Source organism: Maridesulfovibrio frigidus DSM 17176 (genome assembly GCF_000711735.1).
GTDB lineage: Bacteria > Desulfobacterota > Desulfovibrionia > Desulfovibrionales > Desulfovibrionaceae > Maridesulfovibrio > Maridesulfovibrio frigidus.
Genome location: NZ_JONL01000007.1, coordinates 64,718 through 90,477 on the forward strand (window position 1 = coordinate 64,718; position 25,760 = coordinate 90,477).

The 25,760-nt window shown below is 41.3% G+C and carries 27 protein-coding genes; 8 read left to right on the forward strand and 19 right to left on the reverse strand.

Annotated features, from left to right (window positions below; genetic code table 11):
- The first annotated feature begins 203 nt into the window (after positions 1-203).
- The 4 genes from BR06_RS0113860 to BR06_RS0113875 all read left to right on the forward strand — a co-directional run bounded on the left by BR06_RS0113860 (position 204) and on the right by BR06_RS0113875 (position 3,775).
- Entirely contained in the window at positions 204-1,151 is a 948-nt protein-coding gene (locus BR06_RS0113860) for a hydrogenase small subunit (RefSeq protein ID WP_031484057.1), read from the forward strand.
- Positions 1,152-1,210: 59 nt separating this feature from the next.
- Complete coding sequence (locus BR06_RS0113865) at positions 1,211-2,920, forward strand: nickel-dependent hydrogenase large subunit (RefSeq protein WP_031484058.1); 1,710 nt, start codon at positions 1,211-1,213, stop codon at positions 2,918-2,920.
- Positions 2,921-2,993: 73 nt separating this feature from the next.
- A complete protein-coding gene (locus tag BR06_RS0113870) occupies positions 2,994-3,482 on the forward strand; it encodes a HyaD/HybD family hydrogenase maturation endopeptidase (protein ID WP_031484061.1) in 489 nt (162 codons plus the stop codon).
- Positions 3,483-3,517: 35 nt separating this feature from the next.
- Entirely contained in the window at positions 3,518-3,775 is a 258-nt protein-coding gene (locus BR06_RS0113875) for a HypC/HybG/HupF family hydrogenase formation chaperone (protein WP_031484063.1), read from the forward strand.
- A gap of 304 nt (positions 3,776-4,079) precedes the next feature.
- On the opposite strand, the gene BR06_RS0113880 is transcribed toward BR06_RS0113875, so the two are convergent.
- Complete coding sequence (locus BR06_RS0113880; protein ID WP_031484064.1) at positions 4,080-4,646, reverse strand: lectin-like protein; 567 nt, start codon at positions 4,644-4,646, stop codon at positions 4,080-4,082.
- Positions 4,647-4,911: 265 nt separating this feature from the next.
- Positions 4,912-5,517, reverse strand: a complete 606-nt coding sequence (locus BR06_RS0113885; RefSeq protein WP_031484066.1) for a flavodoxin family protein — start codon at positions 5,515-5,517, stop codon at positions 4,912-4,914.
- Between the two features lie 118 nt (positions 5,518-5,635).
- Between BR06_RS0113885 and BR06_RS0113890 the strand changes: the two genes are divergently transcribed.
- Positions 5,636-6,019, forward strand: coding sequence for a winged helix-turn-helix transcriptional regulator (locus BR06_RS0113890; protein ID WP_034603055.1), 384 nt, complete (start codon positions 5,636-5,638; stop codon positions 6,017-6,019).
- A gap of 77 nt (positions 6,020-6,096) precedes the next feature.
- Positions 6,097-7,203 carry a M20/M25/M40 family metallo-hydrolase gene (locus tag BR06_RS0113895; RefSeq protein WP_031484070.1) on the forward strand — a complete coding sequence of 369 codons (1,107 nt, stop codon included), beginning with the start codon at positions 6,097-6,099 and terminating at the stop codon, positions 7,201-7,203.
- A gap of 103 nt (positions 7,204-7,306) precedes the next feature.
- Here BR06_RS0113895 and BR06_RS0113900 read toward each other — a convergent pair whose 3' ends face one another.
- The 9 genes from BR06_RS0113900 to BR06_RS0113940 form a co-directional block, all read right to left on the reverse strand.
- Positions 7,307-8,044, reverse strand: a complete 738-nt coding sequence (locus BR06_RS0113900) for a protein phosphatase CheZ (RefSeq protein WP_031484072.1) — start codon at positions 8,042-8,044, stop codon at positions 7,307-7,309.
- 60 nt (positions 8,045-8,104) lie between these two features.
- Positions 8,105-8,620, reverse strand: a complete 516-nt coding sequence (locus BR06_RS0113905) for a PilZ domain-containing protein (protein ID WP_031484075.1) — start codon at positions 8,618-8,620, stop codon at positions 8,105-8,107.
- Positions 8,620-9,066 (reverse strand): NIL domain-containing protein, encoded by a 447-nt coding sequence (locus BR06_RS0113910; RefSeq protein ID WP_031484077.1) that lies wholly within the window; start codon positions 9,064-9,066, stop codon positions 8,620-8,622. Before BR06_RS0113910 ends, BR06_RS0113905 begins: the two co-directional genes overlap by 1 nt.
- A gap of 36 nt (positions 9,067-9,102) precedes the next feature.
- Complete coding sequence (gene ybgF / locus BR06_RS0113915) at positions 9,103-10,038, reverse strand: tol-pal system protein YbgF (protein WP_031484078.1); 936 nt, start codon at positions 10,036-10,038, stop codon at positions 9,103-9,105.
- Positions 10,025-10,261, reverse strand: coding sequence for a PLD nuclease N-terminal domain-containing protein (locus tag BR06_RS0113920; protein WP_031484080.1), 237 nt, complete (start codon positions 10,259-10,261; stop codon positions 10,025-10,027). The genes ybgF and BR06_RS0113920 overlap by 14 nt, the downstream gene beginning before the upstream one ends.
- On the reverse strand, positions 10,261-11,016 hold the full coding sequence (lgt, locus tag BR06_RS0113925) for a prolipoprotein diacylglyceryl transferase (RefSeq protein ID WP_031484082.1): 756 nt from the start codon (positions 11,014-11,016) through the stop codon (positions 10,261-10,263). Before lgt ends, BR06_RS0113920 begins: the two co-directional genes overlap by 1 nt.
- Positions 10,997-11,488, reverse strand: a complete 492-nt coding sequence (gene lspA / locus BR06_RS0113930; RefSeq protein WP_031484084.1) for a signal peptidase II — start codon at positions 11,486-11,488, stop codon at positions 10,997-10,999. The genes lgt and lspA overlap by 20 nt, the downstream gene beginning before the upstream one ends.
- Before the next feature lie 89 nt (positions 11,489-11,577).
- The gene (ileS, locus tag BR06_RS0113935) at positions 11,578-14,394 is read right to left on the reverse strand and encodes an isoleucine--tRNA ligase (protein ID WP_031484086.1); all 2,817 of its coding nucleotides are present in this window, start codon (positions 14,392-14,394) and stop codon (positions 11,578-11,580) included.
- A 246-nt stretch (positions 14,395-14,640) separates the two neighbouring features.
- Positions 14,641-14,901 (reverse strand): DUF493 family protein, encoded by a 261-nt coding sequence (locus BR06_RS0113940; protein ID WP_031484088.1) that lies wholly within the window; start codon positions 14,899-14,901, stop codon positions 14,641-14,643.
- 238 nt (positions 14,902-15,139) lie between these two features.
- Between BR06_RS0113940 and BR06_RS0113945 the strand changes: the two genes are divergently transcribed.
- Together BR06_RS0113945 and BR06_RS0113950 are read left to right on the forward strand one after the other, a co-directional pair.
- Positions 15,140-15,565 (forward strand): hypothetical protein, encoded by a 426-nt coding sequence (locus BR06_RS0113945; RefSeq protein WP_031484090.1) that lies wholly within the window; start codon positions 15,140-15,142, stop codon positions 15,563-15,565.
- Between the two features lie 189 nt (positions 15,566-15,754).
- Positions 15,755-17,992 (forward strand): DUF3536 domain-containing protein, encoded by a 2,238-nt coding sequence (locus BR06_RS0113950; RefSeq protein WP_031484092.1) that lies wholly within the window; start codon positions 15,755-15,757, stop codon positions 17,990-17,992.
- A gap of 206 nt (positions 17,993-18,198) precedes the next feature.
- On the opposite strand, the gene BR06_RS0113955 is transcribed toward BR06_RS0113950, so the two are convergent.
- The 8 genes from BR06_RS0113955 to BR06_RS0113990 are packed head-to-tail and all read right to left on the reverse strand — an operon-like array spanning position 18,199 to position 25,506.
- Positions 18,199-19,044, reverse strand: a complete 846-nt coding sequence (locus tag BR06_RS0113955; RefSeq protein ID WP_031484095.1) for an MBL fold metallo-hydrolase — start codon at positions 19,042-19,044, stop codon at positions 18,199-18,201.
- The gene (cimA, locus tag BR06_RS0113960; RefSeq protein WP_156952712.1) at positions 19,026-20,630 is read right to left on the reverse strand and encodes a citramalate synthase; all 1,605 of its coding nucleotides are present in this window, start codon (positions 20,628-20,630) and stop codon (positions 19,026-19,028) included. Before cimA ends, BR06_RS0113955 begins: the two co-directional genes overlap by 19 nt.
- A gap of 3 nt (positions 20,631-20,633) precedes the next feature.
- Positions 20,634-21,872, reverse strand: a complete 1,239-nt coding sequence (locus BR06_RS0113965) for an aspartate kinase (RefSeq protein ID WP_031484099.1) — start codon at positions 21,870-21,872, stop codon at positions 20,634-20,636.
- A 40-nt stretch (positions 21,873-21,912) separates the two neighbouring features.
- Positions 21,913-22,404 (reverse strand): tRNA (adenosine(37)-N6)-threonylcarbamoyltransferase complex ATPase subunit type 1 TsaE, encoded by a 492-nt coding sequence (gene tsaE / locus BR06_RS0113970; protein ID WP_031484102.1) that lies wholly within the window; start codon positions 22,402-22,404, stop codon positions 21,913-21,915.
- Positions 22,397-22,855 carry a CBS domain-containing protein gene (locus BR06_RS0113975; RefSeq protein WP_031484104.1) on the reverse strand — a complete coding sequence of 153 codons (459 nt, stop codon included), beginning with the start codon at positions 22,853-22,855 and terminating at the stop codon, positions 22,397-22,399. The genes tsaE and BR06_RS0113975 overlap by 8 nt, the downstream gene beginning before the upstream one ends.
- On the reverse strand, positions 22,849-24,387 hold the full coding sequence (locus BR06_RS0113980; protein WP_031484106.1) for a bifunctional ADP-dependent NAD(P)H-hydrate dehydratase/NAD(P)H-hydrate epimerase: 1,539 nt from the start codon (positions 24,385-24,387) through the stop codon (positions 22,849-22,851). The genes BR06_RS0113975 and BR06_RS0113980 overlap by 7 nt, the downstream gene beginning before the upstream one ends.
- A 16-nt stretch (positions 24,388-24,403) precedes the next feature.
- The gene (locus tag BR06_RS0113985; protein WP_031484109.1) at positions 24,404-24,778 is read right to left on the reverse strand and encodes a holo-[acyl-carrier-protein] synthase; all 375 of its coding nucleotides are present in this window, start codon (positions 24,776-24,778) and stop codon (positions 24,404-24,406) included.
- A 2-nt stretch (positions 24,779-24,780) separates the two neighbouring features.
- Positions 24,781-25,506: a pyridoxine 5'-phosphate synthase gene (locus tag BR06_RS0113990; protein WP_031484111.1), complete on the reverse strand. Its 726-nt coding sequence runs from the start codon at positions 25,504-25,506 to the stop codon at positions 24,781-24,783.
- Between the last annotated feature and the right edge of the window lie 254 nt (positions 25,507-25,760).

Below are 25,760 nucleotides of genomic sequence, written 5' to 3' on the forward strand. Positions count from 1 at the left end.
TATTACCAATAGATAAGCAGTTGCTTGGACAAGAGATTTAGATTTTTTTGCATGTGCATTAAATCTAATTGCAACTGCAGAAGGGTATATTATTAGTTCAAACCCACGGTTTCCGGCACTGGATATGTTTCTGGTTCCATCATGGAGACGGTGTCGTCAGAGAGCACGACTCTTTGATATCTAATTAGAGGATGGAGGTTTTTATGAAATTCTCTGTGGGACTTGGAAAAGAAGGAGCGGAGCAACGCCTGGAGCAGAATGGCGTATCACGCCGTGACTTTATGAAGTTCTGCGCAACGACTGCCGCTATTATGGGAATGGGACCTGCTTATGCTACTGAAGTAGCTGCTGCTCTTACCCAGAAAAGGCGTCCGTCTGTTGTCTATCTGCACATGGCCGAATGTACCGGCTGTTCAGAGGCTGTTCTTCGTACTGTTTCTCCTTACATCGATGCTTTGATTCTCGACACGATTTCTCTTGATTACCATGAAACTATCATGGCTGCGGCAGGACATGCTGCTGAAGAAGCTTTGCATGATGCTATAAACGCTCCTGAAGGCTTTATCTGTGTTATTGAAGGTGGAGTACCTACTGCTCACGAAGGGGTAATGGGGAAAGTTGCCGGAAAAACAATGCTTGATATTTGTAAGGAAATTGTTCCTAAAGCAATGGCTACCATCTGTATCGGTACTTGTGCCTGTTACGGTGGTGTTCAGGCTGCGGCGCCGAATCCATCTCAGGCAATGGGCGTAAGTGAAGCACTTGGTGGAGTTACGACCGTAAATCTACCTGGTTGCCCGACTAACCCATTCAATTTTGTTGGCGCAGTTGTTCACTTCCTTACTAAGGGTGTTCCTGAACTTGATAGTGACGGTCGTCCGACTCTCTTCTATGGCGAGTCTGTTCATGACAATTGCCCAAGACTTAAGCATTTTGAAGCTGACGAATTTGCACCATCTTTCAGTTCCGAAGAAGCTAGAAAGGGCTACTGCCTTTACGAGCTAGGTTGTAAGGGACCGGATACATACAACAACTGTCCAAAAGTCAAGTTTAATCAGACCAACTGGCCTATTGAAGCTGGACATCCGTGCATCGGTTGTAGTGAGCCAGACTTCTGGGATGCAATGAGCCCGTTCTACGAGCAGGGTTAGTTTCATCATTTAAATTAGAAGTTTGTTGAAGTTACATTCTATTTTTTGGAGGATTGTATATGTCTGGATGTAAGTCTAAATCGGGGCCAGCTGTAGCGGCCACCCCCTTTGATAAGAACTACTCAGGTCCCGTTACGGTTGACCCGCTTACTCGAATCGAAGGACATCTAAAAATTGAAGTTGAAGTTGAGAATGGTAAAGTCAGTAACGTATGGTCCAGCGCACAGCTGTTCCGCGGACTGGAAATCATTCTTAAAGGACGCGACCCTAGAGACGCACAGCATTTCACTCAGCGTTCCTGTGGTGTTTGTACTTACGTACATGCTCTTGCTTCAACCCGCGCAGTTGAGAATGCTGTAGGCGTTGATAAACAACTCCCTGCAAATGCTAGAATTATTCGTAATCTAGTTATGGCTTCTCAGTATCTACACGATCATATTGTTCATTTCTATCATCTACATGCCCTTGACTGGGTAGACGTTGTTAGCGGACTTCAAGCTGATCCTGTTAAGGCAGCTAAACTCGCAAACAGCATGTCATCACGTGTTACTAAACCAGAAGACCTCAAAGCTGTTCAGACTAAACTGAAAGCATTTGTTGAATCTGGTCAGCTTGGTATTTTTACCAATGCATACTTCCTCGGTGGTCACGATGCGTACTACCTGAAGCCTGAAGAAAACCTTATCGCAACAGCTCATTACCTCGAAGGTCTACATCTTCAGGTCAAAGCTGCCCGTGCTATGGCTGTATTCGGCGCTAAGAACCCGCATCCTCAGTTCACCATTGTTGGTGGTGTAACTTGTTACGAATCTTTATCAAAAGAACGTATCCAAGAGTTCAAAGACCTGTACAAAGAAACTAAAGCATTTGTTGATGAATGCTACATTCCTGACCTCTTAATGGTTGCTTCCAACTACAAAGACTGGGCTGGAATCGGCGGAACTCAGAACTTCCTAAGCTTCGGTGAATTCCCAAGTGATGAAACAGACATTAACAGTCGCTTCATCCCTCAGGGTGTAATTATGAACCGTGATCTTAGTAATGTTATGGACTTCGATCCTAACGCAATCAAAGAAGATATTAAACACAGCTGGTATAAGGGTGAGTCTTCCTTGCACCCTTATGATGGCGAAACTGATCCTCAGTATACTAGTTACGAAGATAAAGATCGCTACTCATGGATGAAAGCTCCTCGTTATAAGGGAGAGTCCATGGAAGTTGGTCCTCTTGCTCACGTTCTCACAGCTTACGCTAGGGGAAATAAAGCATTCGTACCTGTTGTTGATAGCGTCCTCGGTACCCTCGGTGTTGGAAAAGAAGCTCTTTTCTCGACTCTTGGACGTACTGCAGCTCGTGGTATTGAAACCGCTGTTGTGGCTGGGGCCATGGAAGAGTGGGTTGATAACCTCGAAGATAACATTAATTCAGGAAACTCCGACATCGCGGTTGATTTTGAAATGCCTTCTGAAGCTGAAGGTGTCGGTTTTGTTGGAGCACCTCGCGGTGGTCTTTCACACTGGATTAAAATTAAAGGCGGCAAAATCGAGAACTTCCAGCTTGTTGTTCCTTCAACATGGAATCTCGGACCACGCTGTAACCAGAACAAAATGTCCGCAGTTGAAGAAGCCCTTATTGGAACTCCAATTGCTGATGCTAAGCGTCCGGTTGAAATTCTACGTACTGTTCATTCATACGATCCTTGCATTGCTTGTGGTGTGCATGTTATCGATGCTAGAACTAACGAGGTTCACAAGTTTAAGGTGATGTAAATCCCTTAATTTAGATTACTTAACGGGAACTCGGCCTCGCTGAGTTCCCGTTTTTCATTTAAAAAGGATTAAGATGTCTGACAATCAAAAAATTTTAGTTCTTGGAGTTGGAAATATCCTTTTCACCGATGAAGGTATCGGCGTTAAAGTTATAACTGATTTAGAAAAAGAATACTCTTTCTCACCGAACGTGACCCTTATGGATGGCGGCACACTTGGGACCATATTAATGGGACCAATTATGGAATGTGATATGCTTATAGTGGTTGATGCTGTACTGGGTGATGATAAACCCGGTTCTGTTTACCGCTTGACAGGAGAGGATTTACGTAAGAGTCTTGCCTTTAAAGATTCCATGCATCAGACAGACTTACTTGATACATTAGTTTTATGTGATCTATGCGACAGCCGCCCGGATTGTGTTGTCGTAGGTATTGAGCCTTTTGATTACGAGACAATGTGCGAGCATGTTTCTGACACCGTTAAAGTACAGCTTCCGGTTATGAAGGAAAAAGTACTTATTGAAGTGAAAGCTGCCGGCGGTAGTTTTAATCCTTTGTAAGCCAGGACATTAACCGTAAATAAGGGGTTTATTTCATGTGTTTAGCTATTCCTGTTGAAATTGAGTCCATTAATGACAAGATGGCACATTGTCGTGTGGGTGAAGGTGAGACATACCTTGATGTTTCGTTAATGCTTATGGCAGAAGACGTTAAGGTTGGGGATTACTTAATAGTTCATGCTGGTTTTGCTCTTCGCAAAATTGAGACATCTGAGGCGGAAGAGACTCTTAAAATATTAAGAGAGATGCTCAGTTTAGCAGATGGAACAAAGCCGGAAGCCTGCGGATTTTAATTCATACTTAATTTTATTTGCTATGAGCCGACTCATATTAGCTGCTAGCAAAATTTTAAGCCCTGAATCTTATAAATAAGATTCAGGGCTTTTTTTCTTTTTAAAAATTTATTCAGCTAAGTTCATTTTAAGATTAAGCCTGCAAATATATATTTCAAGTACCTTTGATCTTTATCAAAAACCTTAACTAAGAAAAGCATCTTGTATCTTAATTTGTATTTTCCATAAAACAAAGGTTTAGAAGAATAATCTTCTAAACCTTTGTAATTACTTATAGAGCGTGTAAAATGAGAATCTAAACTATTTATTTCTTAGACTTACCCTTAAATCCAGCAAGTCCGACAACGCCAGCGCCCAACAGCCAAATTGCAGCAGGAATCGGAGTAGGGGTTGGAGTTGATGTTGTTTCTATCACATAGCCCTTAATCATAGTGTCGATGGCACTACCTTCGTCATTCCATTGAAATTGGTACCTTGAATCAGCACTAAGGTGAATTTCGTTAATCTGTGCATTATTTGGTTCAACATTAGACCAGTCTGCAAAGTTCCATTCTTCACCAGTTACCCAATTCCAATTTTCAGTTGGAGTGCTTTTATCATTATCACCAGTTTGGTAAGCACCAAGCCAGTAAGCATCTTTTTTATTTTTGAAAATTCTATCTTTAAGAAAATTATTTTCTTCAATAGAAGTTATGGTCGCAAGATGTCCGCCTGCTGCTTCAGCCGCAAGCCTAGCATCATTCCAAGAAATACCTTTCGAAGTAACAATTTTATACTTTGAATCGCCAAAGGAGTAATTTGAAGCTGCTGCTGGAACTGCCAGTAAAATCATCAGTAAAGCTGAGACAAACAGCATTGATTTATTTTTCATATTTACCTCCCCAGGAAATATTACAGCTAAAATAAATTATATTCGATATCTAACTTATATATATTCTAGTTCGTAATATGGCAAGTATCTTAAGTTACACTTAGTAGTGTAAAAATAAATATGTACAATAGTAAATAATCCTTATTTTTTACTATTTATACTTGCATTAATAGGTATTTAGTTAAAAAAGTAAAAAGCCTTTTCCAATGCGGAAAAGGCTTTTTACTTACTATTATATTTTTTATAAATAATTTTTATATAAAATTTAATCGCGCGGAGCAGGGTAAGAGCTAATATGTGGCTTTACTGCCTTGCCAAGCCACGCAATAGCCATTCCCAAATGATTCATGTTGCGAAGACCTTCAGCATCGTTTTTAACATCACCTTTCTCTCTACCGTAACCCATATTCCAATAGGTTGAACCCGGCACAATCATCTGGCTCATAAGAAACATATGGTTAATTGTATCATAAACATGTGTCGCTCCGCCTCGTCTCACAGCCACAACTGCTGCTCCGATTTTACCTCTCAAAACCTGACCATTTGCAATCGAAACAATACCTGTACGATCTAAAACAGCTTTAAGTTCGGCTGAAACATCTGTGAAATATGTAGGAGATCCTAAAATAATAGCATCAGCTCTTGAGATCTTTTCAAATATTTCATTGAAATTATCCGTTTTAAGAACACACTTATTATCTTTATTTTCCATACATTTATAACAAGCCATGCAGCCATGCATAGGTTTTCCACCAACTTTAATAAGCTCAGTTTCCCAGCCAGCTTCAGTCAGAGGCTCTAGGGTTGTTTCTAATAATATTTCTGTATTACCACCTTTGCGTGGACTTCCGTTAATAGCTAATGCGTACATTTTTTTCTCCGTATTTAACGTTAAAGACAGGCTGATAATACCCTAAACTTCCTTTTGTACAAGTACCCACTTTTTTGATATGTACTTACATAAAGTATAGTATAAAGAGGTTTTGAATATGCCATGCGCCATAAAAGAGTTTAACGGTAAAGAGTATAAGTGTTTTTTTGAACTGACGCTACTTGTTATAGGCGGCAAGTGGAAACCGATTATTTTATATTTACTGTTCCGTGAAAAAGTTTTGCGGTTTGGTGAATTACGCAAAAAGATGCCTGAAATAACTGAAAGAATGCTCACGAAACAACTTAGGGAACTCGAAGGCGATGGCCTTGTTCACCGTGAAGTATACAAAGTTGTTCCGCCAAAGGTTGAATATTCGCTGACACCAATCGGCGTAAGTTTAATGCCTGTATTAGAAAGCATGCGAGACTGGGGTGTAGGATATGAAGAATTTCTGTATAATGGAGAAGTTTTGAAGGGTGAAGGGTATGAAAAGAAGTAATTATTTTCAACTTTCATTATCTAAACTTAAGTGATATTTACAAATATCAATAAATTACGAATAAAAGTTGGTGCAAAGTGATAAATAAAGATCGTATTTTAAATTTGTTTTTAAATTTAGTAAAAATAGACAGTCCCTCTCTTAAAGAAAAGAACGTATCGAAATATCTTTGCTCGTTGATGAAAGAAAAAGGGTATGAGATTGCGCAGGATTCGGCAGGTGAGGCATGTGGCGGTAATACCGGGAATGTGTATGTTCGCATTCCGGCAACTGGCAGCGGGGACCCCATAGGATTTTCAGCTCATATGGATTGTGTATATCCGTGCTGCGGAGTTGTACCGGTTATCAAAGAAGACATTGTATACAGCTCGGGAGACACCGTTCTTGGCGGTGACGATAAAGCTGGACTATCCATGATGATTGAAGCCATCCAGCATCTACAAGAAGAAAATATTCCACATCCCGATATATATTTGATGTTTTCGATTTGTGAAGAGTCAGGCATGCATGGTGCCAAGAATATGGATCTTAGCTTATTTCCAGTGAAAGAAGTGGTTGTGCTTGATTCTGGAGGTGCTGTAGGCACTATTGTTGTCGAGGCTCCCGCAAAAGCAGGCATTGATATTACTTTTATAGGAAAATCCGCGCACGCGGGCATTGTGCCAGAATCCGGGATAAGCGCTATTCAAATTGCGGCCGAGGCTGTAACACACATGAAGCTGCTGCGTATCGATGAAAATACAACAGCAAACCTTGGAAGAATTGAAGGTGGAGGTGCTACCAATATCGTTACTGATAAAGTTACACTTTCTGCAGAAGTTCGTTCTGCAAATGATCAAACCTTCCAGAAAATTATTGAACATATGAAAAAATGCTGTGCCGATTCAGCGTTAAAATTCGGTGGAGATCACAAGTTCGCTTATGAAATTTCTTATCCTGCTCTGCATGTAGATAAAGACAGTCCACTTTTAGCCAAAGCTGAGCAAAGCTGTAAAAATATTGGGCTAGAACCAAAGCAGGTCAGTACCGGTGGCGGTAGTGATTCCAATATACTTTATGGCAAAGGATATAGCGCTCTGACTCTCGGAATTGGAATGAGCAAAGTTCACACACTAGAAGAATTTATTGAGATTAAGTCCTTAACAACTTGCGCAGAGTTAATTGCAGAAATGATGAAAAGCTAAACAACGATAATCTCTGCTTGAAAACAAATTCAGTTCAAAAAAAAGCGCGCTCTGTTCGGTTGAACAGAGCGCGCTTTAAAATTTTATATAAAATAAAAACCAGCTACATTCCGAGAGAAGCGAGTAGGTCGTCAACTTCTCCCTGTTCAGACTTTTCAGTAGGCCCCTTTAAATCACTCATTTGAACTTCTGCCACCTGATTTAATTCTGCAAGTGACTTTTCAGGAGCTTTTTCACGGGCCTTAATCTTAAGTCCTGTGGACATGTATAAATCGAGAACAATTTTTTCTACACTTTTAATTGTGTCGACAATAATCTTGATTCTCTGCCCAGTGAGATCCTGGAAACTCAAAGTAGTCATGATGGTCATGAGGTCCGCTCCAAGCTCTTGGTTAATCTCACCAAGTTGAACGCGTTGCTCTTTTTTTACACCACCTGATTCAAAAGCTTTTATTATGCCAGTAAGAGCAAACTGAGTTTCCTGAAGCTTCTCAACAATATCCATAATTTCTTGAGCAGCTTTCTCAGTTGTGCGCATAATTGCATCCAGCTGGTCTGATGCTTCATTGAACAAGTCATCAGGATTGCCTTCGATCTGCATATCTGCAGAAGCATTGATAGGGCCTTTTTTTGCTTTTGAAACTTCTTGATATATTTCTTTTAAACCACTTTGAAGATCGTCATTAATTCTGCGATAAAATTCCCCTTCAAGCAGTGTTTTAGACATACTTTTGGAAATCTCTTTCTGAATAGCTGAGGTTATGCTTTCTTTTAAGCTTTTGGTCAGATCTTCAGAAACTTTTTCCATCATGTCACGTACGATTTGATCGTCGTTAATCACTGCGCGCTCCTTCGGGGTTATAATATTACAGATTTATGGCTATAAAAGCATAACACATAGCTAGCGGATCTTATGCGTTCTTATCAGTTCTCGCTGTTCACTAAAAACAAATTTAATTATGGATTCAAGATCATGCTCTTTGATATAGCTAAAATCCATAACCCATGTTTTAGAATCCGTTCCCGTTTCAACAAGTCCCTTTGCGCCAGCCATTCTTAATGGAACTTGATTTAAAACGAGAACAATTTCCATTATATTTTTGGGCTTGATCGAAAAATCTGAACGGAAAATGATCCGATTTCCGGAAATTTCTATAATTTCCATATCAATCGGAAAGTCTTTAGATAGATCTTGAATACTTTGAATGCCGAGCAGTTGGTCCAGCTTTCTATCAAGCTCGATGACGTACACTTTCAACCACTCAGGTACTTTAGAGTCATCTAGATCTTCTGCCGGATGCTTCTTCCCCCCAACGCTTCCCCTGAACAGAGGCTCTGTTGTGAGCGACGACGCTATTCTCCCATATCCTTTGATACGAGTCTTAACACTTGTGTGATGAACGGCTTCTCTATCCATTACGTTGTCCTGTTTTCTTTCTCCTGAGGGTCATTTTCCATTGCGCGAACAGGACAGACTTTTGTGCACATTCCGCAAGCTGTACACTTGTCCAGTTCAAAAAGAACCTTGCGAGTATCCATGTCTAAAGAAAGAGCTCCGGTAGGGCACATAGCAAGACACATTCCGCAATGCATGCAGGACTCTTCGTCTCTTGAAATCTTTTGCGTAACAGGAATAACTTTAATCCCGTTCTCTTTAATATAATTCAGCCCCTTATGAAACTCTTCTTCAGGCCCCATAATTTCAAGAGTCATGCTTCCCTCATGGCGGGGATTTATGTCTGCTTTAAGAATATTGAAGCTAAGATTATAAAGCTTACCGAGATTACAAATTACAGGTCGCCCTGAAACTGTAGGTGGGAAAGATAAATGAACTATTTTATTGAAATTCTTATTTTCAGTCATTTAGGTACTTCCAAGTAAAAGATTTTATGAATAATATTATTTAAGATTTTTAAGATATTGTTTAGCTCTTTTCGCTTCAAGGGAATCAGGAGCTTTTTTCACAAGATCTTCAAGAATGTATTTACCGGATTTAGTTTTTCCGAGCTTGATTAGACTTAATCCTTGTTTAAGCATAGCTGAGTTATATTTATTACTCTTAGGATATTTACCTATGATAACTTGATACTTCAGTGCTGCATTAGGATAGTCTTTCAGTTGGTAATAACATTCACCTTTCCAAAATATGGCATTAGGTACAAGGCTATTTTTAGGAAAGGCTTTGGTAAACTCTGACCAATCAACAATCGCTTTTTTATATTCTCGAACTTTAAATAACTCAAGAGCCTTATTGTAAAGTGCTTTAGCTGGATCAGCTGGTGCTTCTTTCTTAACAACTGGAGTAACAACGGCAGCAATTCCGACTGGTGCTGGTGTTGTTGCTGAAACGGCTTTGTGATATTTGTTCTCAGTTTCTGGATGAGGCTGAATCAGATCCAAATTCATATCAAGCTGGCTTTCAAGAGCCATACGCATAGCATAAAACTGCTGTGTAAGTTCATTTAAAGAGACAGTACTGTTAGAATCTCCACCGTTTAAATCATACATTGAAGTAGCAAGAGTATCCAAGGATCCTTGAATCTTCGCGACTTCTATTTTTAAAGTATTAACTTCTGCCCATATGTTAGCCTGACGGTTTTGCACTGGGGTGCTTGAAGTTTTAATTTCGTCACGTATGGAAGTATCAGCTTGATTCATCTGCTGATCAAGAGTGTCGATCTTTTTATTCAGTTGGCTTCTGCTCTGTCTTACTTCCAGCCTGAGGCTATCCATATCAGAAGTTGTAACACAGCCGCTAAGTCCGGCAAGGCCGACCGCAGCTATAAGGATAAGCACTCCGGAAATAAGTGATTTTTTAAAGCTATTCTTCTTCATACTTCTTCCCCCTGTTTCGTCCAAGAATAAAGTATGCCAGACAGCCTAAAAAGGGAATAAAAATTACAAGCTGAATCCAACCTACTTTTTCCATATTAGAAGGGAATTCCCTTTTAAATGCATCCCATATAGCAAAAAGAGTCAGTGCCGCAAAGAATCCAACGCTGCCAAGAATAATGAACCATGTTTCGGCAGGAAGGGTGGGTATATTACCAAAAAACATTATGTGCTCCTGTGCTTATTTATAAACAAAAAGTAAATCCCGAGTGAGAATACTACCAGTGCAATGAATTGTGTAACACTGATCGGTCCAAAGTGACCGCGGTAGTCCGCTCTGAAGAATTCAATAATAAATCTGAAAACAGAAAACAATACTAGAAATAATCCGGTCAATTTACCGTCACTCTTGATAAACTTTTTGGCAAAGATCAGAATTAAAAACGTAATCAGCCCCGCCAGACTATGATATAACTGCGTGGGGTGCAATGAACGCCCTAATGGTGCTAAAGAATCTAAATCTGTAAAAGTTATCCCGCAGGAAAGGTCTGTGACTTTTCCATAGCAACATCCAGCGAAAAAACATCCCAAGCGCCCGACGGCTTGACCTAGAGCTATTCCGGGTACAAAGCAATCTAGCCATGGCAGTACCGGTTCTTGTCGCGATTTAAGGAAAAGTAAACCGCTCAGGGAGCCAAATAAAAACGCCCCTGAAAAAACCAGTCCACCTTGCCATATATAAAATATTTCAACGGGATTACTAATAAATTCGTGAGAGTAGAGCGTAACATAAAGTGCCCGCGCACCGATAAGTCCGCATATAATGGCAATTGTTCCGGCAACGGGAGCGAGGGAATACGGCAAATCTTTTAGCCGTGCTTCACGCATTGTCCACCCCATAGCCAACAGACATCCAGCAGTGAGATACACGCTGTAGCTGTATATTGTTAGATCGCCTATATTAAACAGAATCGGATGCATCAGGTTTATTCCGATAGATAGAAATGATCATTGCAAATGCACCTAAACATATGGCTATGTCGGCAATATTAAATGCTGGCCAGTGATGCGTGCCTACATAAACATCCAAAAAATCTGTAACTTCACCGTAAAGAATTCTATCAATCAAATTCCCAACAGCTCCGCCAAGAATCAAACCAAGGCCGGATATTGCAAAAGTGTCTTTCTTGTCAGTAGACTTTAAAAGCATGCCGATCGCGCTGAGCGCTACAACGGTAATAACTATAAAAAATGTGCGCTGCCATGTGATATCTCCGCGATTCAAAAAGCCGAAAGCGGCCCCTTTATTCACCACGTAGACCAAATTGAAATAGTCAGGAATCAATGATTTTGAAGACCACAACTCCATATTACTGCGAACAGCAACTTTGGTAATCTGATCAAAAATAATGATCACTGCGGCAATAATTCCAGCCAGTGAGTATTTCTTCATTGAAAGCCCTTTTTTGCAAACATGCCCCCGTCCTCATAAATCAATGAGAGCGGGGGCATGAGGTTTTATAACTATAAAATCGCTGAAACTTATTCGCCAACAATTACTGCGGTACAGCGTGGGCAAAGCTCAGGATGATCTGCGTTTGCTCCTAAAGAATCATATCTCCAGCAGCGACTACATTTTTCACCTTCAGACTTCACAACACCAACTGCAAGACCTTCTAATTCTTCAGGCTTAACAGCATCTTCACCAGCTTCGGCAAAAGGTTTAACCTCTACACCAGAAACAATGAAGAATTCGCGCATCTTAACGCCATCGAGTGCTTTTGTGATGGTTTCATCAGCAAAAATAGTGATCTGGGTATCAAGTGAGTGACCAATAACTCTTTCTCTGCGTAGCGGCTCAATTGCTTTTGTCACTTCGCTACGAACGTCCATAAGAAGTTCCCATTTAGCTCTTTCATCATCGCTGATGTCAGCTTTAAGGAACTGTGGGCGCATAGCAAATACAGTATCAACTCCGCATTTCATTTCTTCAGCCAGATGCGAGAACGCTTCTTCAGAAGTAAAGGAAAGAACCGGAGCCATATCCTGCAACATCATCATAGTAACCTGCCACAGAACTGTCTGCGCTGAGCGGCGTTCAAGGCTGGTTGCACCGGACACGTAAAGTCTGTCCTTGATGATATCGAGGTAGAATGCTGATAGCTCTGTAGTACAGAGGTTATGCAGAGTATGGTAAACCTTGTGGAATTCAAACTCTGTGTATGCTTTCTGAATAATGTTGTGCTGTCTTGTTACTAGATCTAATGCGAAATTATCAATTGGCAGAAGATCTGAAACTGCAACAGCGTCTGTCTCAGGATTGAACCCATCCAGATTACCAAGGAGGTAACGGCAGGTATTACGAACTCTGCGGTAAGTATCAACCATGCGGTTGAGAATTTCGTCAGAGATACGGACATCTTCCTGATAGTTAACAGCGGAAGCCCACATGCGCAGAATTTCAGCACCGTGCTGGTCAATGATTTCCTGCGGCGCGATTACGTTACCGATGGATTTAGACATCTTTTTACCATGTTTATCAACAACATAGCCATGTGTCAGAACAGTGCGGTAAGGAGGCGTCTTGCGAGTCGCCATAGAAGCTAAGAGTGAGCTATGGAACCATCCTCTATGCTGATCTGAACCTTCAAGGTAAAGGTCGGCAGGGAAGCGGAGCTCTTTTCTTTTTTCAACTACAGCTGCGAAGCTGGTTCCTGAATCGAACCATACATCAAGGATGTCGGTTTCTTTATCCCAGTGATTGCCGCCACATTTAGGACATTTAAGTCCAGCAGGTGCAATCTCTTCGACTGTTTTTTCAAACCAGTAATCACAGCCAGTTTCGTGCTTCTCAAATTCGTCTACTACTGAGAATACCCATTTGGCTTCATTGTATACTTCATCACATTCCTGACAAATAAGCGCGATGATTGGAACGCCCCAATTGCGCTGGCGTGAAATACACCAGTCAGGCCTGTTTTCGATCATCTTAAAGATACGATTTTCACCCCAAGCAGGAATCCAGTTTACGTCATCCTTGATAGCTTTAAGGGTGTTTTTGCGCAGGTCGTTTTTCTCCATGGAGATAAACCACTGTGTTGTTGCGCGGAATATTACAGGCTCTTTACAGCGCCAGCAATGAGGGTAGGAGTGAGAAATGTCTTCACGAGCAAGTAGATTGCCAACTTCTTCGAGTTTCTCGATGACTTTGGGGTTTGCCGCGAAAACATTCATTCCTGCAAAAAATTCAACTTCCTTGAGATAAACACCATCATTATTGATCGGTGAGTACACTTCAAGTCCGTAACGATTACCTGTTTCAAAATCTTCACGACCATGACCCGGAGCTGTGTGAACACAACCAGTACCACTATCGAGAGTTACGTAATCAGCAAGAACTACGGGAGATTCTCTGTCGTAGAAGGGGTGTTTTGCAACAGCTCCTTCAAGTTTGGAACCTTCAAATGTAGCAAGCATGTTGTATTTTTCCCAACCGAAAGACTCTGCACAAACAGGGAGAAGTCTTTCAGCGAGAATGTAAAAATCACCGTTTACTTCGGCTACGCAGTAATCAAATTCAGGGTGCAGAGCTACTGCCATATTATTAGGCAATGTCCACGGAGTTGTTGTCCAGATACAAACAAATGTACGGGACAGATCAACTTTAGAAGCAACATCCGCAGGAAGTGCTTTCAGAACTTTTTCATCATTTAAAGGAAAGCGGACATAAATGGATGGCGAAGAGTGATCTTCGTGTTCGACTTCCGCTTCAGCTAGTGCTGTTTTACATGAACAACACCAGTGAATAGGTTTTTTGCCTCGAACGACAGACCCATTTTCCATAAATTTCCCAAGTTCACGCGCAGTTGCTGCTTCGTACTCAGGTTTAAGTGTCAGGTAAGGATTGTCCCATACACCTAAAACGCCTAGGCGTTTAAATTCCTTGCGCTGGATATCAACAAATTTAAGTGCATATTCGCGACAAAGTTTGCGGATGATAAGAGTTGGAAGTTCTTTTTTCTTTTTCTTAAGATCCTGTGCAACTTTATGCTCGATTGGCAGACCATGACAATCCCAACCGGGAACATATTCGGCGAGCTGGCCTTGCATGTTGCGGGATTTGATTATGATATCTTTAAGCACCTTATTCATGGCAGTACCCATGTGAATGTGCCCGTTAGCATAAGGAGGGCCGTCATGCAGAACATATTGCTCAGCATCTTTATTGGCCTCAACCATTTTGTTATAGACCCCGGTCTCTTCCCAGCGTTTAAGCATTTCAGGTTCGCGCTGCTTGAGATTTGCCTTCATTGGAAATTTTGTTTTTGGCAGACACAGGGTCTTTTTATAATCGCTCATCGCTTAGAAAATCCTCCGGGAGTCGCTTTAAAATATTGAACCAATTTATCAGGCTGCTAAGTAATTCAACTCATTTTGTTCTATATTACGCAAAAGAGGTGTTAATATAGACAGTTAAGAATTATGCAGACTGTTTAATTACGTATGTAAAATCTATCATATATGTAATGAAACCGCGTCATTTTTAAACAAGGGCCGACGGAAGTCAACCTTCATCCCAAATAAGCAGCCATTTTCAGCGTTTAATTACAAAGAGATAAGCCCTTCAATAGTCGCAGCTTTGTGATAAATATTCATTACAAAGTCAGAACCGTCTGCTGTGGCGGTTGCAGTTACACTGGTATACTTACCTGTTTTAGATTCTTTTTCAGAGTGAGCAATGCCTTCAAGAAGGGATTTCAACTCACCAAGTGACTGAGATGGCACAATAAATTTGAATGTATATTCGCAAGGCCATTCGTGGTGTTCTTCAAGGGTACTTCTAAATGTTTCTAATGCATCTGTCATAATTACTCCTGATATATTTACTTCCTATATGGAAGGGTCTTCTCAAATTCCATCAAAACAAAAAATAACTATCGAAAAATTAATTTTACATCACCTAAATGCATTGTTGATATATGAATCATGAAAGAACCTGTCAATGGTATGTAAATAATATTACCCAATATCTAAAGCAGAATGTTAAATTGCCGATAAAACATTTAAGCAGCCTCGTATTTTGAAAATAAAAGAGGACAATATTATGAAAAATAATTCTATTCACGCAACAAATTTCCGAAAAGTTCTAGAACTGTTTCGCGATAATCGTGCTCAGGACGCAGCAAAGCTCCTTAAGGTTATTCAAGAAGACTATCTTGAGCTTTATAGCGAAAACAAAGAACTGCGTTCGCAAATAAAAGAAGTCGCTGACATTTTGGATCTTGCAGAATGCATGGACTTTGATGGTCAGAAATACTGGATTAATGATGATTCAGAAGTGACAGGACCGTACTGTCAGGTTTGCTATGATAAGGAGGGTGTCCTTATCCGGTTGCAGGAAAGAGATAAACACTGGGAATGCTACAGCTGCGAAAACCTATTTGCAAAAATTCCAAAAGCGGTGACGCCGAAAAGGAGTGCCCCGAAGAAAAAGGTGAAGCCGCCTTTAAAGCTTTTCAGCGCTAAATAACAAGTTATTATATTTAGTTTTTACCAAGCCCTGTTCATTAAATATGAATAGGGCTTTTTTATTATTAATATGAGATAAATATATTAATAGTTAGTAATAAATTTAACGTAAATAAACGGTTCTCTTCTGTTGTATTTACAGGTTAAAATAGGCTATTAAAAAGAAAAACAGTTTTTAGCGAGGTTCCATATGTCAGGTAAATTTTTATGCGTTCACGGTCATTTTTATCAGCCCCCCAGAGAAGATCCATGGCTTGATATGATTTTCCCTGAAGGCAGCGCCGCTCCCTTTAGGCATTGGAATGAAAGGATTTGCCGTGAAAGCTATGGTCCCATGGCATGGGCAAGGCGCATGGGAGGCAAAGGAATTTTTGATATCATCAACTGTTACGAGTGGATCAGTTTCAATATTGGACCTACACTTTTCCGATGGATAGAACGCTCTGAGCCTGAACTTTATACCAAGATACTCGATGCAGATGCCAAAAGCCTAGCTCGCTGGGGACATGGCAATGCCATAGCTCAAATTTATCATCACGTAATTATGCCCCTTGCTTCGAAGCTGGATAAAGAAGCCGAAGTAACATGGGCAATTGCTGACTTTGAATCTAGATTTAAACGTAAACCTAAAGGTATGTGGCTTTCTGAAACCGCATGCAACACCGCGTCTCTAGAAGCTTTAGCAGAGCAGGGCATAGCGTTTACCTTGCTTGCCCCGCGTCAGGCTGAAGCAATAGCTGACCTCGGATCAGATAACTTGCAACAATGTGATGAGGGGTCTCTTAATATCAAAGAGCCTTACCTTGTTGAGCTTCCATCTGGAAAATCCATAGCTGTATTCTTTTATGATGGCGGACTATCGCAAGCCATCGCCTTTGAAGGACTTCTCAAAAACGGAGACGACTTCTGGAATAAACTTTCCGGTGCGTCGGGCGAAGGGCTTCTCTCCATCGGTACTGATGGAGAAACTTACGGCCACCATTTTGAATTCGGCGAAATGGCCCTTGCACATATTTTATCTGAAGGAGCCAAAGAACGCGACGGCATAAATCTGACGAATTATGGTGCTTATCTTGAGCAGAATCCACCCACTAGAAAAGTCAAAGTTCGTGAAGACTCATCATGGAGTTGTTATCACGGAGTTGAGAGATGGCGGTCTGATTGCGGATGCTGCACCGGTGGGCATGATGGTTGGAATCAGCAGTGGAGAAAACCCCTTCGTGATGGCTTAAATGAAATAAAAACCTTAATGGATAAACACTTTTTTGCTGTAGGTGGAACAGTGTTCAATGATCCACATAAAGCATTTGTTCAATATGGGTCACTACTTAGCGGTCTTGTAGACGAAGACACTTTCTTCAAGCTTTACTTTAAGTGTAAAGAAGGCTCGCGACTAGCTGATCTTGGTTGGAAATTACTATCCATGCAAAAATGGGCTCTCTCGTCTTTTGCAAGCTGCGGCTGGTTCTTTGATGATCTTGCTCGCCTTGAACCTGTTAACGATATGACTTTCGCACTGCGAGCTATCGAGATTGCTACCGATACAGGGCTCATTGGACTTGAAGAAAAGTTTTTACAGATTATGGCAAGTGCGCAGTCGAATGAAGACAGATACGGCTCTGGCGTGGATCTTTGGAATAATAAAATTAAAAAACAAAGCGATTCTGCCGGAAGCCTGATTGCGCAGGGACTTATAAGACTAATTGCAGAGGGAGCGTTTCCGGTGCCTGGTGAACAGGGCCGCGTTGAATGGCCCGGCGCTACGGTTTCTATAATACTTGATCACAATGGGATCAAAGACGCGACAGGTCAGGCTGATATCAGATGGAGTCTAGAATCTGCCGTTACAGCATACAGCTGGACATGGACCAAAGGAGCTGGGTTGATCTCTGGTAGCCTTGAAATTAAAGGCGAGAAAAGCAATTACACTGAGCAGTATAACTTTGATCAACTGCCGTGGAAGAAACAACAGTCACTTTCTATGGCGTGGGTGAAGCACGCTGCCGACAACTCGTGGGACAACAGGCTTCAACCTGTAATCGAGTTTGGTCCGGCCCTTTATATCGGGTATGAAGATTATCAAACGGGTCAGACATGGGCTGAAAAATGGAAGGAATTATGGGCGCCGCTTGTTTGGTCTTATCTCTTTACTGACGTTGTAGCGTGTGATGATTTCATAGAGTTCATAAAAGATTCAGGTAATGATCACCCAGATACCGAAGCTCTTGCTGAGCGCATATCTGTAACCTTGTGCGATATGCTCCATAAGCAGACCACCATGCGCGGTAAAATTACTGAGGTTCTAACGCGGGCCAAGCACATAGGTTTGCCATTAAATGTGTGGAAGCTACAGAGCTGTTATTGGGACAAAGTGCAAGAAGGGGAGAGTTCATCGGAACTCAGTGAATTGCTTGGTTTTGATTTATAGTTTTAATTGTGGGAGAGTAACGGAAAAGTATACTAAATACGCATCTATTAAACTATCACTATGACCTGAAAGAGAAATGGCTGTATTAAACTCTTGTTTTTTGCACTATAAATTTAATTTACCATTAAAAGCCCCCTTGGAAAATTAACTTTTCCAAGGGGGCTTTTAAATTAACCTATAAACTGAGGAAGTGAATTTTACGAAATCTAGAATTCGTAAACGGAACCAGATCCCATAGCAATTACTTCGCATGACAACCGATCTTTAAGGAATTCATATCCCTTATCACCAGTGCAATGGCCGGGAGCAACGAGCTTAGGGCTGAACTCTTCAATAACTTTCGCGGTTTTTTCGAATTCATCAGTATCGCTTTTGAATAGGTGAAGACCGCCGACAATAGCGTGAACTGATTTAAGTCCGGTTAAATCGCGCAAATGGTAAAGAGTATTAGCAAGTCCGCTATGACAGCATCCCAAGACAACCACAGGCCCCGAGCTTGTCATCATAAGCAGAAACGCGTCATCGGGGACATGATCTGTAATAGTAGATTCAGAGTCCATGAACAGGCCACCCGTTGCTTCAAAAAAGCCGGGTATGCGCGGTATTTCGGTGATCATGAAGAGACCTTCATCAAGCTCTACATAGTCGCGAACAATAATAGTTCCCGGATATTCGCACGGAAATGAAGCATCCTTAACCTTTGCTTCATTACACGCAGAGAACCTTTTGACTGCAAAATTAGGGTGAGCATACACGGGTCCGAGAAAATCGGTTTCCATGAGTGCGTCCATCCCCCCTGTGTGGTCCCAATGTCCATGACTAAGGGCAATACCTTTAGCCTTATTGGCGTCTATACCCATCTCTTTCGCATTTTTAAGAAAAAGATCACTACCACCACAGTCCCATAACCAAAGGTCATCCTGAGCAAGATTGAGGACCATAGAAAGTCCCCATTCCTTACCCAAAGATTCACTCATAGTTTGATTATCGCATAATATTGAGATCTTGCTCGGCTTATCTATGGATATATCTTCTACATTGAGTTGGGCCATTTTTGTGGATCATCCTTGAAAAGCTTATAATTAATTGAGTCTACGAGTGCCTGCCAACTTGCTTCGATAATATTGCTGCTGACACCCATTGTTGTCCACTGGCTCTTGCCATCTGAAGATTCGATAAGCAGACGAACATTTGAACTTGTTCCGTCTGTATCTCTAATCGCGCCAGAAAGTACGCGTACTTTAAAGTCGAGTAGTCTAACATCTTTGAGGCTAGGGTAGAACCCTTCAAGCGCTTTACGCAGAGCCTTATCAAGAGCATTAACAGGCCCGTCTCCGGATGCTGCCGTATGATTTTCCTCTCCATGAACTTTGACGATCACAGTTGCTTCGGAAAACGGCTCGTTATCTTCCTTACGTTTAGCATCGACAACAAAAAAGTTGATGAACTCAAAGTAACGCTTAGACCAGCCCATTGCTTTAAAGAACAGCAATTCAAATGAAGCTTCAGCTGCAGAATATTCAAAACCGATGCTTTCGCGTTCTTTAATATCTGCAAGGATTGTTTTTACAGCAGGATCATTTTTATCAAGATCATAACCGAACTGTTTAGCTTTATAGAGAATATTACTTTTACCTGAAAGATCAGAAAGCAAAACCCGTCTATCGTTACCGACCAAAATAGGTTCGATATGCTCATAGCTTTTTGAGTCTTTCATTACTGCGCTAACATGTACGCCGCCTTTGTGAGCAAAAGCCGCAGCTCCAACGTAAGGCTGTCTAAGAAACGGGCGTAAATTTGCAATTTCAGTAACGTAATTTGAAACGCTCTTAAGCTTAATCAAATTTTCTTTACCGATAGTGTCAAAACCCATCTTGAGTTCAAGGTTAGGAATGATGGAGCAGAGGTTTGCATTACCACAACGTTCTCCATAGCCATTCATAGTACCCTGAACCTGCACAGCGCCATTACTAACCGCCGTAAGGGCATTTGCTACAGCAAGCTCACAGTCATTATGAGTATGAATCCCAATGTTACATCCTGGAATATTAGAAAGTACTTCTTTGCAAGCTTCGGCCACTTCATTTGGAAGCGTGCCTCCATTGGTGTCACACAGCACAAGGACATCAGCCCCCGCATCATGTGCAGCTTTAAGGCATGAAAGAGCAAATTGTGGGTTATCTTTAAATCCATCAAAAAAATGTTCCGCATCAAAAAACAGCTCTTCAACATGTTTGCGCATGAATCCGATACTATTGCTGATGAGTTCAATATTGCGGTCTAAGCTAACACCGAGAGCGTTTGTCGCGTGAAAATCCCAGCTTTTACCAAAGAGGGTAACAACCTTAGCTCCGCACTCAACAAGAGCGGCCAGATTCGGGTCATTTTCAGCCTTCATCCGTGTATTATGAGTAGAGCCAAACGCTGAAACTTTAACATTTTCGAGGTGATAATTCTTAATCTCCTCGAAATATTCTTTATCTGTGGAATTAGATCCAGGCCATCCACCTTCAACGTAATGCACGCCAAGTTCGTCGAGCTTAATTGTTATACGTATTTTATCTTGTACGCTTAAATTTATCTCTTCACTTTGAGTTCCATCACGCAGAGTAGTATCATATATTTTTATAGTCATAATTTATTACAGCATATTTTCTTCAGACCCGATTTTATCAAGCCCGAACGTGTTGTGGAGCGTTCTGATGGCAAGTTCACTATATTTTTCCTCAATGAGGCATGTAATTTTAATTTCAGAGGTGCTGATCATCAAGATATTGATATTTTCATCACGCAGAGCCTGGAACGCTTTTGCAGCAACACCAGAATGATTCCGCATTCCAACGCCGATGACAGAAACTTTACATACGTTTTGATCATAAAGAACTTCTTCAGCACCCATCTCAACGCTGATTCTATCAAGAACTTCAAGAGTAATTTCAAGATCAGCCCTAGGAATGGTGAAAGTCATATCAGTACGACCATCACGACTAGGATTCTGAACAATCATGTCCACAAGAATTCCGTTTTCAGCAAGAGGAGTAAATAGAGTTGCGGAAACCCCCGGTTTATCGAGCACTTTTGCTAGAGTAACGCGAGCCTGATCCTTATCATATGCAATGCCGGAAACCATTACTGATTCCATATTTTCATCCTCCTGAGTAACGTATGTTCCAATTTCATCGCTGAAAGTAGAGCGAACATGAACTTTTACATTATATTTTTTAGCAAACTCAACAGATCTAATTTGCAGGACCTTAGCTCCCATGCTGGCCATCTCCAGCATCTCATCATACGAAACCGTATCGAGCTTACGGGCCTGAGAACAGATATTAGGATCGGTGGTAAACACGCCGGGAACATCAGTGTATATTTCGCAGACATCAGCATCAACAGCCGCCGCCATAGCAACTGCAGAGGTGTCAGAACCACCGCGCCCCAGCGTTGTAATTCGTCTCTCTTCCGTGCAGCCCTGAAATCCTGCTACAACTAAAATATCGTTTTTCTCTAGAAGGCGAAGAATTTCATCGCTATCAATATCTAAAATTCGTGCGCGGGAATGAGACGTGTTCGTCTTAATCGGCATTTGGAAACCCAAAAGAGAGCGGGCTTTAATGCCTTTATCTTTAAGGAGCATTGCAAACAAAGCTGTTGAAACTTGTTCACCTGTTGAAACAAGAGAGTCCATCTCCGCTAGATCAGGCGTTTCAGACCATTCATTAGCTAATGAGATCAACCTGTTAGTTTCCCCGGACATTGCGGACAAAACAACAATAACTTTGCTGCCTTGCTCGTAAGGAACCAAAACTTTTCCCATAACCTGCTTCATGCATTCGAGGTTCTTAACTGAAGTTCCACCGAATTTTTGTACTACGATGTTCATTTGAACATTATCTCCTTACCATATTTATTAAACGTAAATCTTAGAATGACTTAAGAAAAGTGAATATCTCTTCTAGGAGGGGAGTTGTTGGTCCATGAACGGTCAACTCAATCTTTCTGCCGGCCTTGGCATCTTTCCAAGTGAAGAGTAGGGCACTATCGGGCCAAAATTCAGTTCTGAGATACTGAATCCACTCCACTACTGTCAAAGTTTTTTTATTGTTCAGTAAATCAAAGAATTCATCATCAGGGCACTGACCTTCTAATCTATAGAGATCAAAATGCTCAACCTGAGGATTTGTAGGGTAAATATTAAGAATATTGAAACTAGGACTGCTAACTTCTGCGTTTTCAGCACCCGGAAAAGATTCTACCAACGCTCGAACAAATGTTGTTTTCCCCGCTCCCAAGTCTCCATTTAGGAAAATAGGCACGAATTCTTTCTTATTTTTAAAAAAATCTGCCAGCGTAGAACCGAATTTAAGGGTCGATTCCACGTCTGGCAAATTAATAATGAACTGATTCTTAACCATTAGCTTTAGTAAGAACCTTTAAAACATCTTCTTTACCGACCACGCCTATAAGTTTCCCGTCTTCAACAACAGGTAGGGTATAAAGCTTTTTCTCAACCATCAGGTCAGCAATTTTTTCAATGCTTGTTTCAGGTGTTATAGTTACAGGGTTAGGAGTCATGGCTTGTTCAACCTTAGTAGCTGATATTTTATTAATTTCTTTTTCAAGATCATCACTTGATGACAATGAAATAAAGCCATCCAATATGGTGAAAAATGATGGCACTGAAAGGCTTTTCTGTTGAGCAACTAGGTCGCTCTGGCAGATTACACCAACGAGTTCTTCTTTTGAGTTAACAACAGGAACCCCGTTCAAATGTTTCTCAAGAAGCAACTTCGCGGCAACAACAACTTCAGTTTCAGGCGTAAGGGTAAGAGCACCGGATGTCATAATGTCTTTAGCTGTTAGCATAATTCCTCCTTAAGAACTTCTGGAATACTATTAGCAATTTCAGTTGCGATATTGCCTCTGTGCGGAAATTTTTTATTTAGATATAACCCACACTTTCCGTGTAAGTATACACCCATACATGCGCTTTGCATAGCGTGAATTCCCTTTGCAAGCAATGCTCCGATGATACCTGCTAAAATATCACCTGACCCCGCCGCAGCAAGATTCGGGGCGCAAATCGGTGAGATCATGGTTTTTCCATCAGGACAACCGACAATTGTGCCAGCTCCTTTAAGAACCATAACCACTTTCTTTGAAACCGCATATTTATGCGCTGTTTCTATACGCGCGGACTCAATTTCGGGAATGCTCTTATTAACAAGCCGACCCATTTCGCCGGGATGTGGAGTAAAAATTGTATCCTCCTTAACCAACGGCAAAAGGTGCGTCCGCTTAGACAATGCATACAGCGCATCTGCGTCAAATATTGCCGGAGGGTGGTCTGCTAAAACGATAGCTTCGACCAGATTCATCGCCCCTTCAGTTCTACCCAGCCCCGGGCCGATAGCTAATGCATCATAGTCTTTAAGCACCGGGAGTAGATCTTTAATTGCTTGATCATCCCAATGATCACCGGAACCAAGCGCCATAGTCATCAGTTCCGGCATGAACGCACTCACCTCAGAAGCTAGCCCGGAAGGGCAGCCGAGAGTAACTAATCCAGCCCCGGATCGTATTGCGGCAAGACCGGCAAGTTCCAAAGCCCCGGTCATCCCTGGTGCTCCTCCGATAATCAGAACATGACCAGATGTTCCTTTATGCATGCCCGGAGTTAAAGCGGGAATAATCTCAAAAATTTTATTGTTCATTAAAAAGTGATCAACAGGGTGAGCCTTCTTAACATAATCAGGAATCCCGATTGGCCGAACAATAAGCTTTCCAGTGTAAGCTTTAGATTCCGGCAAAACCAGCCCAACTTTTGCGGCCTCAAACGTAACCGTAGCATGAGCCTTAACAGCTATAGTATGAACCTTTCCCGTGAGACCATTTAAACCAGATGGTACATCGACAGAAAAAATATAGGATTCATCTTTTTTTAAGTTGATAGCTTCTACTATCAATTGTGCAAAAGGCCTAAGTTCATTATCAAAACCCGTACCGAGCAGGGCATCTATAATAATATCTGATTTGGGCAGGGAAACTTTATCCGCTGCACGGAAAAATTTAAGCTGGACTCCAGCTTTAACTGCAACTTTAAGATGATATAAAGCATCACCTTTGTATTTATTTTTAGGCGCGGTGTGCATGATTAAAACGTCTGCACCTAAATCTGCAAGCTGCCGTCCCATGACAAAGCCATCACCACCGTTATTCCCAGAGCCTGCAATGATCAGTATTTTTTTGCTTTCAACTGGGCCGAACTCAGAAAGAAGAGTGGCAACAGCTTCACGAGCAGCATTTTCCATAAGGATCTCGCCACGAATACCTATTTCATTTATCGCGGCACGGTCCCATCCGTTCATTTGCAGTGGTGTGGGAAGCGGTGAAAACATTGGTTACCCTCGTATGTTACTTTTCAAGAATTACAACAGCCGCAGCAGTGTCTCGCCCATGTGTTATGGATATGAGTATGTTTTTTACACCCATTTCATCAGCCTTCACAAGCCCCTTTCCATTAAACTTTAGAAGCGGAGCGCCTGATTCGAGATTAAAAATCTCAACACTTTTAAAAGTGATACCCAAGGAAAAACCAGTTCCCAAGGCTTTTACCGCCGCTTCTTTTGCAGCAAAACGGGCGGCAAGGTGCGGAACAGATTTTTTTTCTGGAACAAATTTAATTTCTTCATCAGTAAGAAAAGTCTGCAAAAAACGCTCGCCGAATTTCTCCAGCGAGCTTTCTATTCTATTAAGTTCGGTAATATCTATTCCAAGACCTACTATCATTTTTAATCCGCAAAAGTTCTTATTATTTCGACCATATCTTTGACAGCTCTATCAATTCCCACAAGAATTGCACGGGCCATAATTGAATGCCCGATTGAGTATTCGCAAATCCCTTCAACTTCAGCAAAGTCGAGAATATTTGTGTAATTCAGACCGTGACCCAAATTTACCTTCAAACCCAGATCCTGACTCATTTTTATGCCGTCAATTATGCGAGCAAGTTCAGTTTTTTGCTCGGTTCTATTTTTAGCATCGGCAAAATGTCCTGTATGAATTTCTACATATTCTGCGCCAATTTTATGTGAAGCTTTAATCTGAGCAGGATCTGCATCAATAAATAAACTTGAGCGAACACCTGCAGCATGAAGAGGAGTGAGATATTTTATAAATCTTTCTTCCTGACCAACGCAATTAAGCCCGCCCTCAGTTGTTAGTTCTGCTCTTTTCTCAGGAACAAGACAAACAGTGGCAGGATTAATTTTAAGTGCGATAGTCTGCATCTCAGCAGTTGCAGCCATTTCAAAATTAAATTTTGTTTGAATAGTCTGGCTGATAAGATCGATATCACGATCCTGAACGTGTCTTCTGTCCTCACGCAGATGCATGATAATTCCAGCAGCACCGGCAAGTTCACACATTGCAGCCGCAACAACAGGGTCCGGCTCAGTACCAAGCCTAGCCTGCCTGACGGTAGCAACATGATCAACATTAACGCATAAAAGGGGCATATTTATATCCTCCGATAATTTTAACTTATTAACTAAACCGAATATTTTATAAATTTAAATCACAGAATTTATCCGGCGTTATCAGTCGAGGATATAGTCATTGGACTTTGATGGCAACTGTCATATCGTTAAACACACACTTGACATTGACATTAAAATTACAATGGCGTTATCGCCTTTATATCCGATTGCAAGTAACAGGCTCAGGTCTAAATAATTTGACTTTTTTGACCGTCCTGTTAGTGACGGTTTTT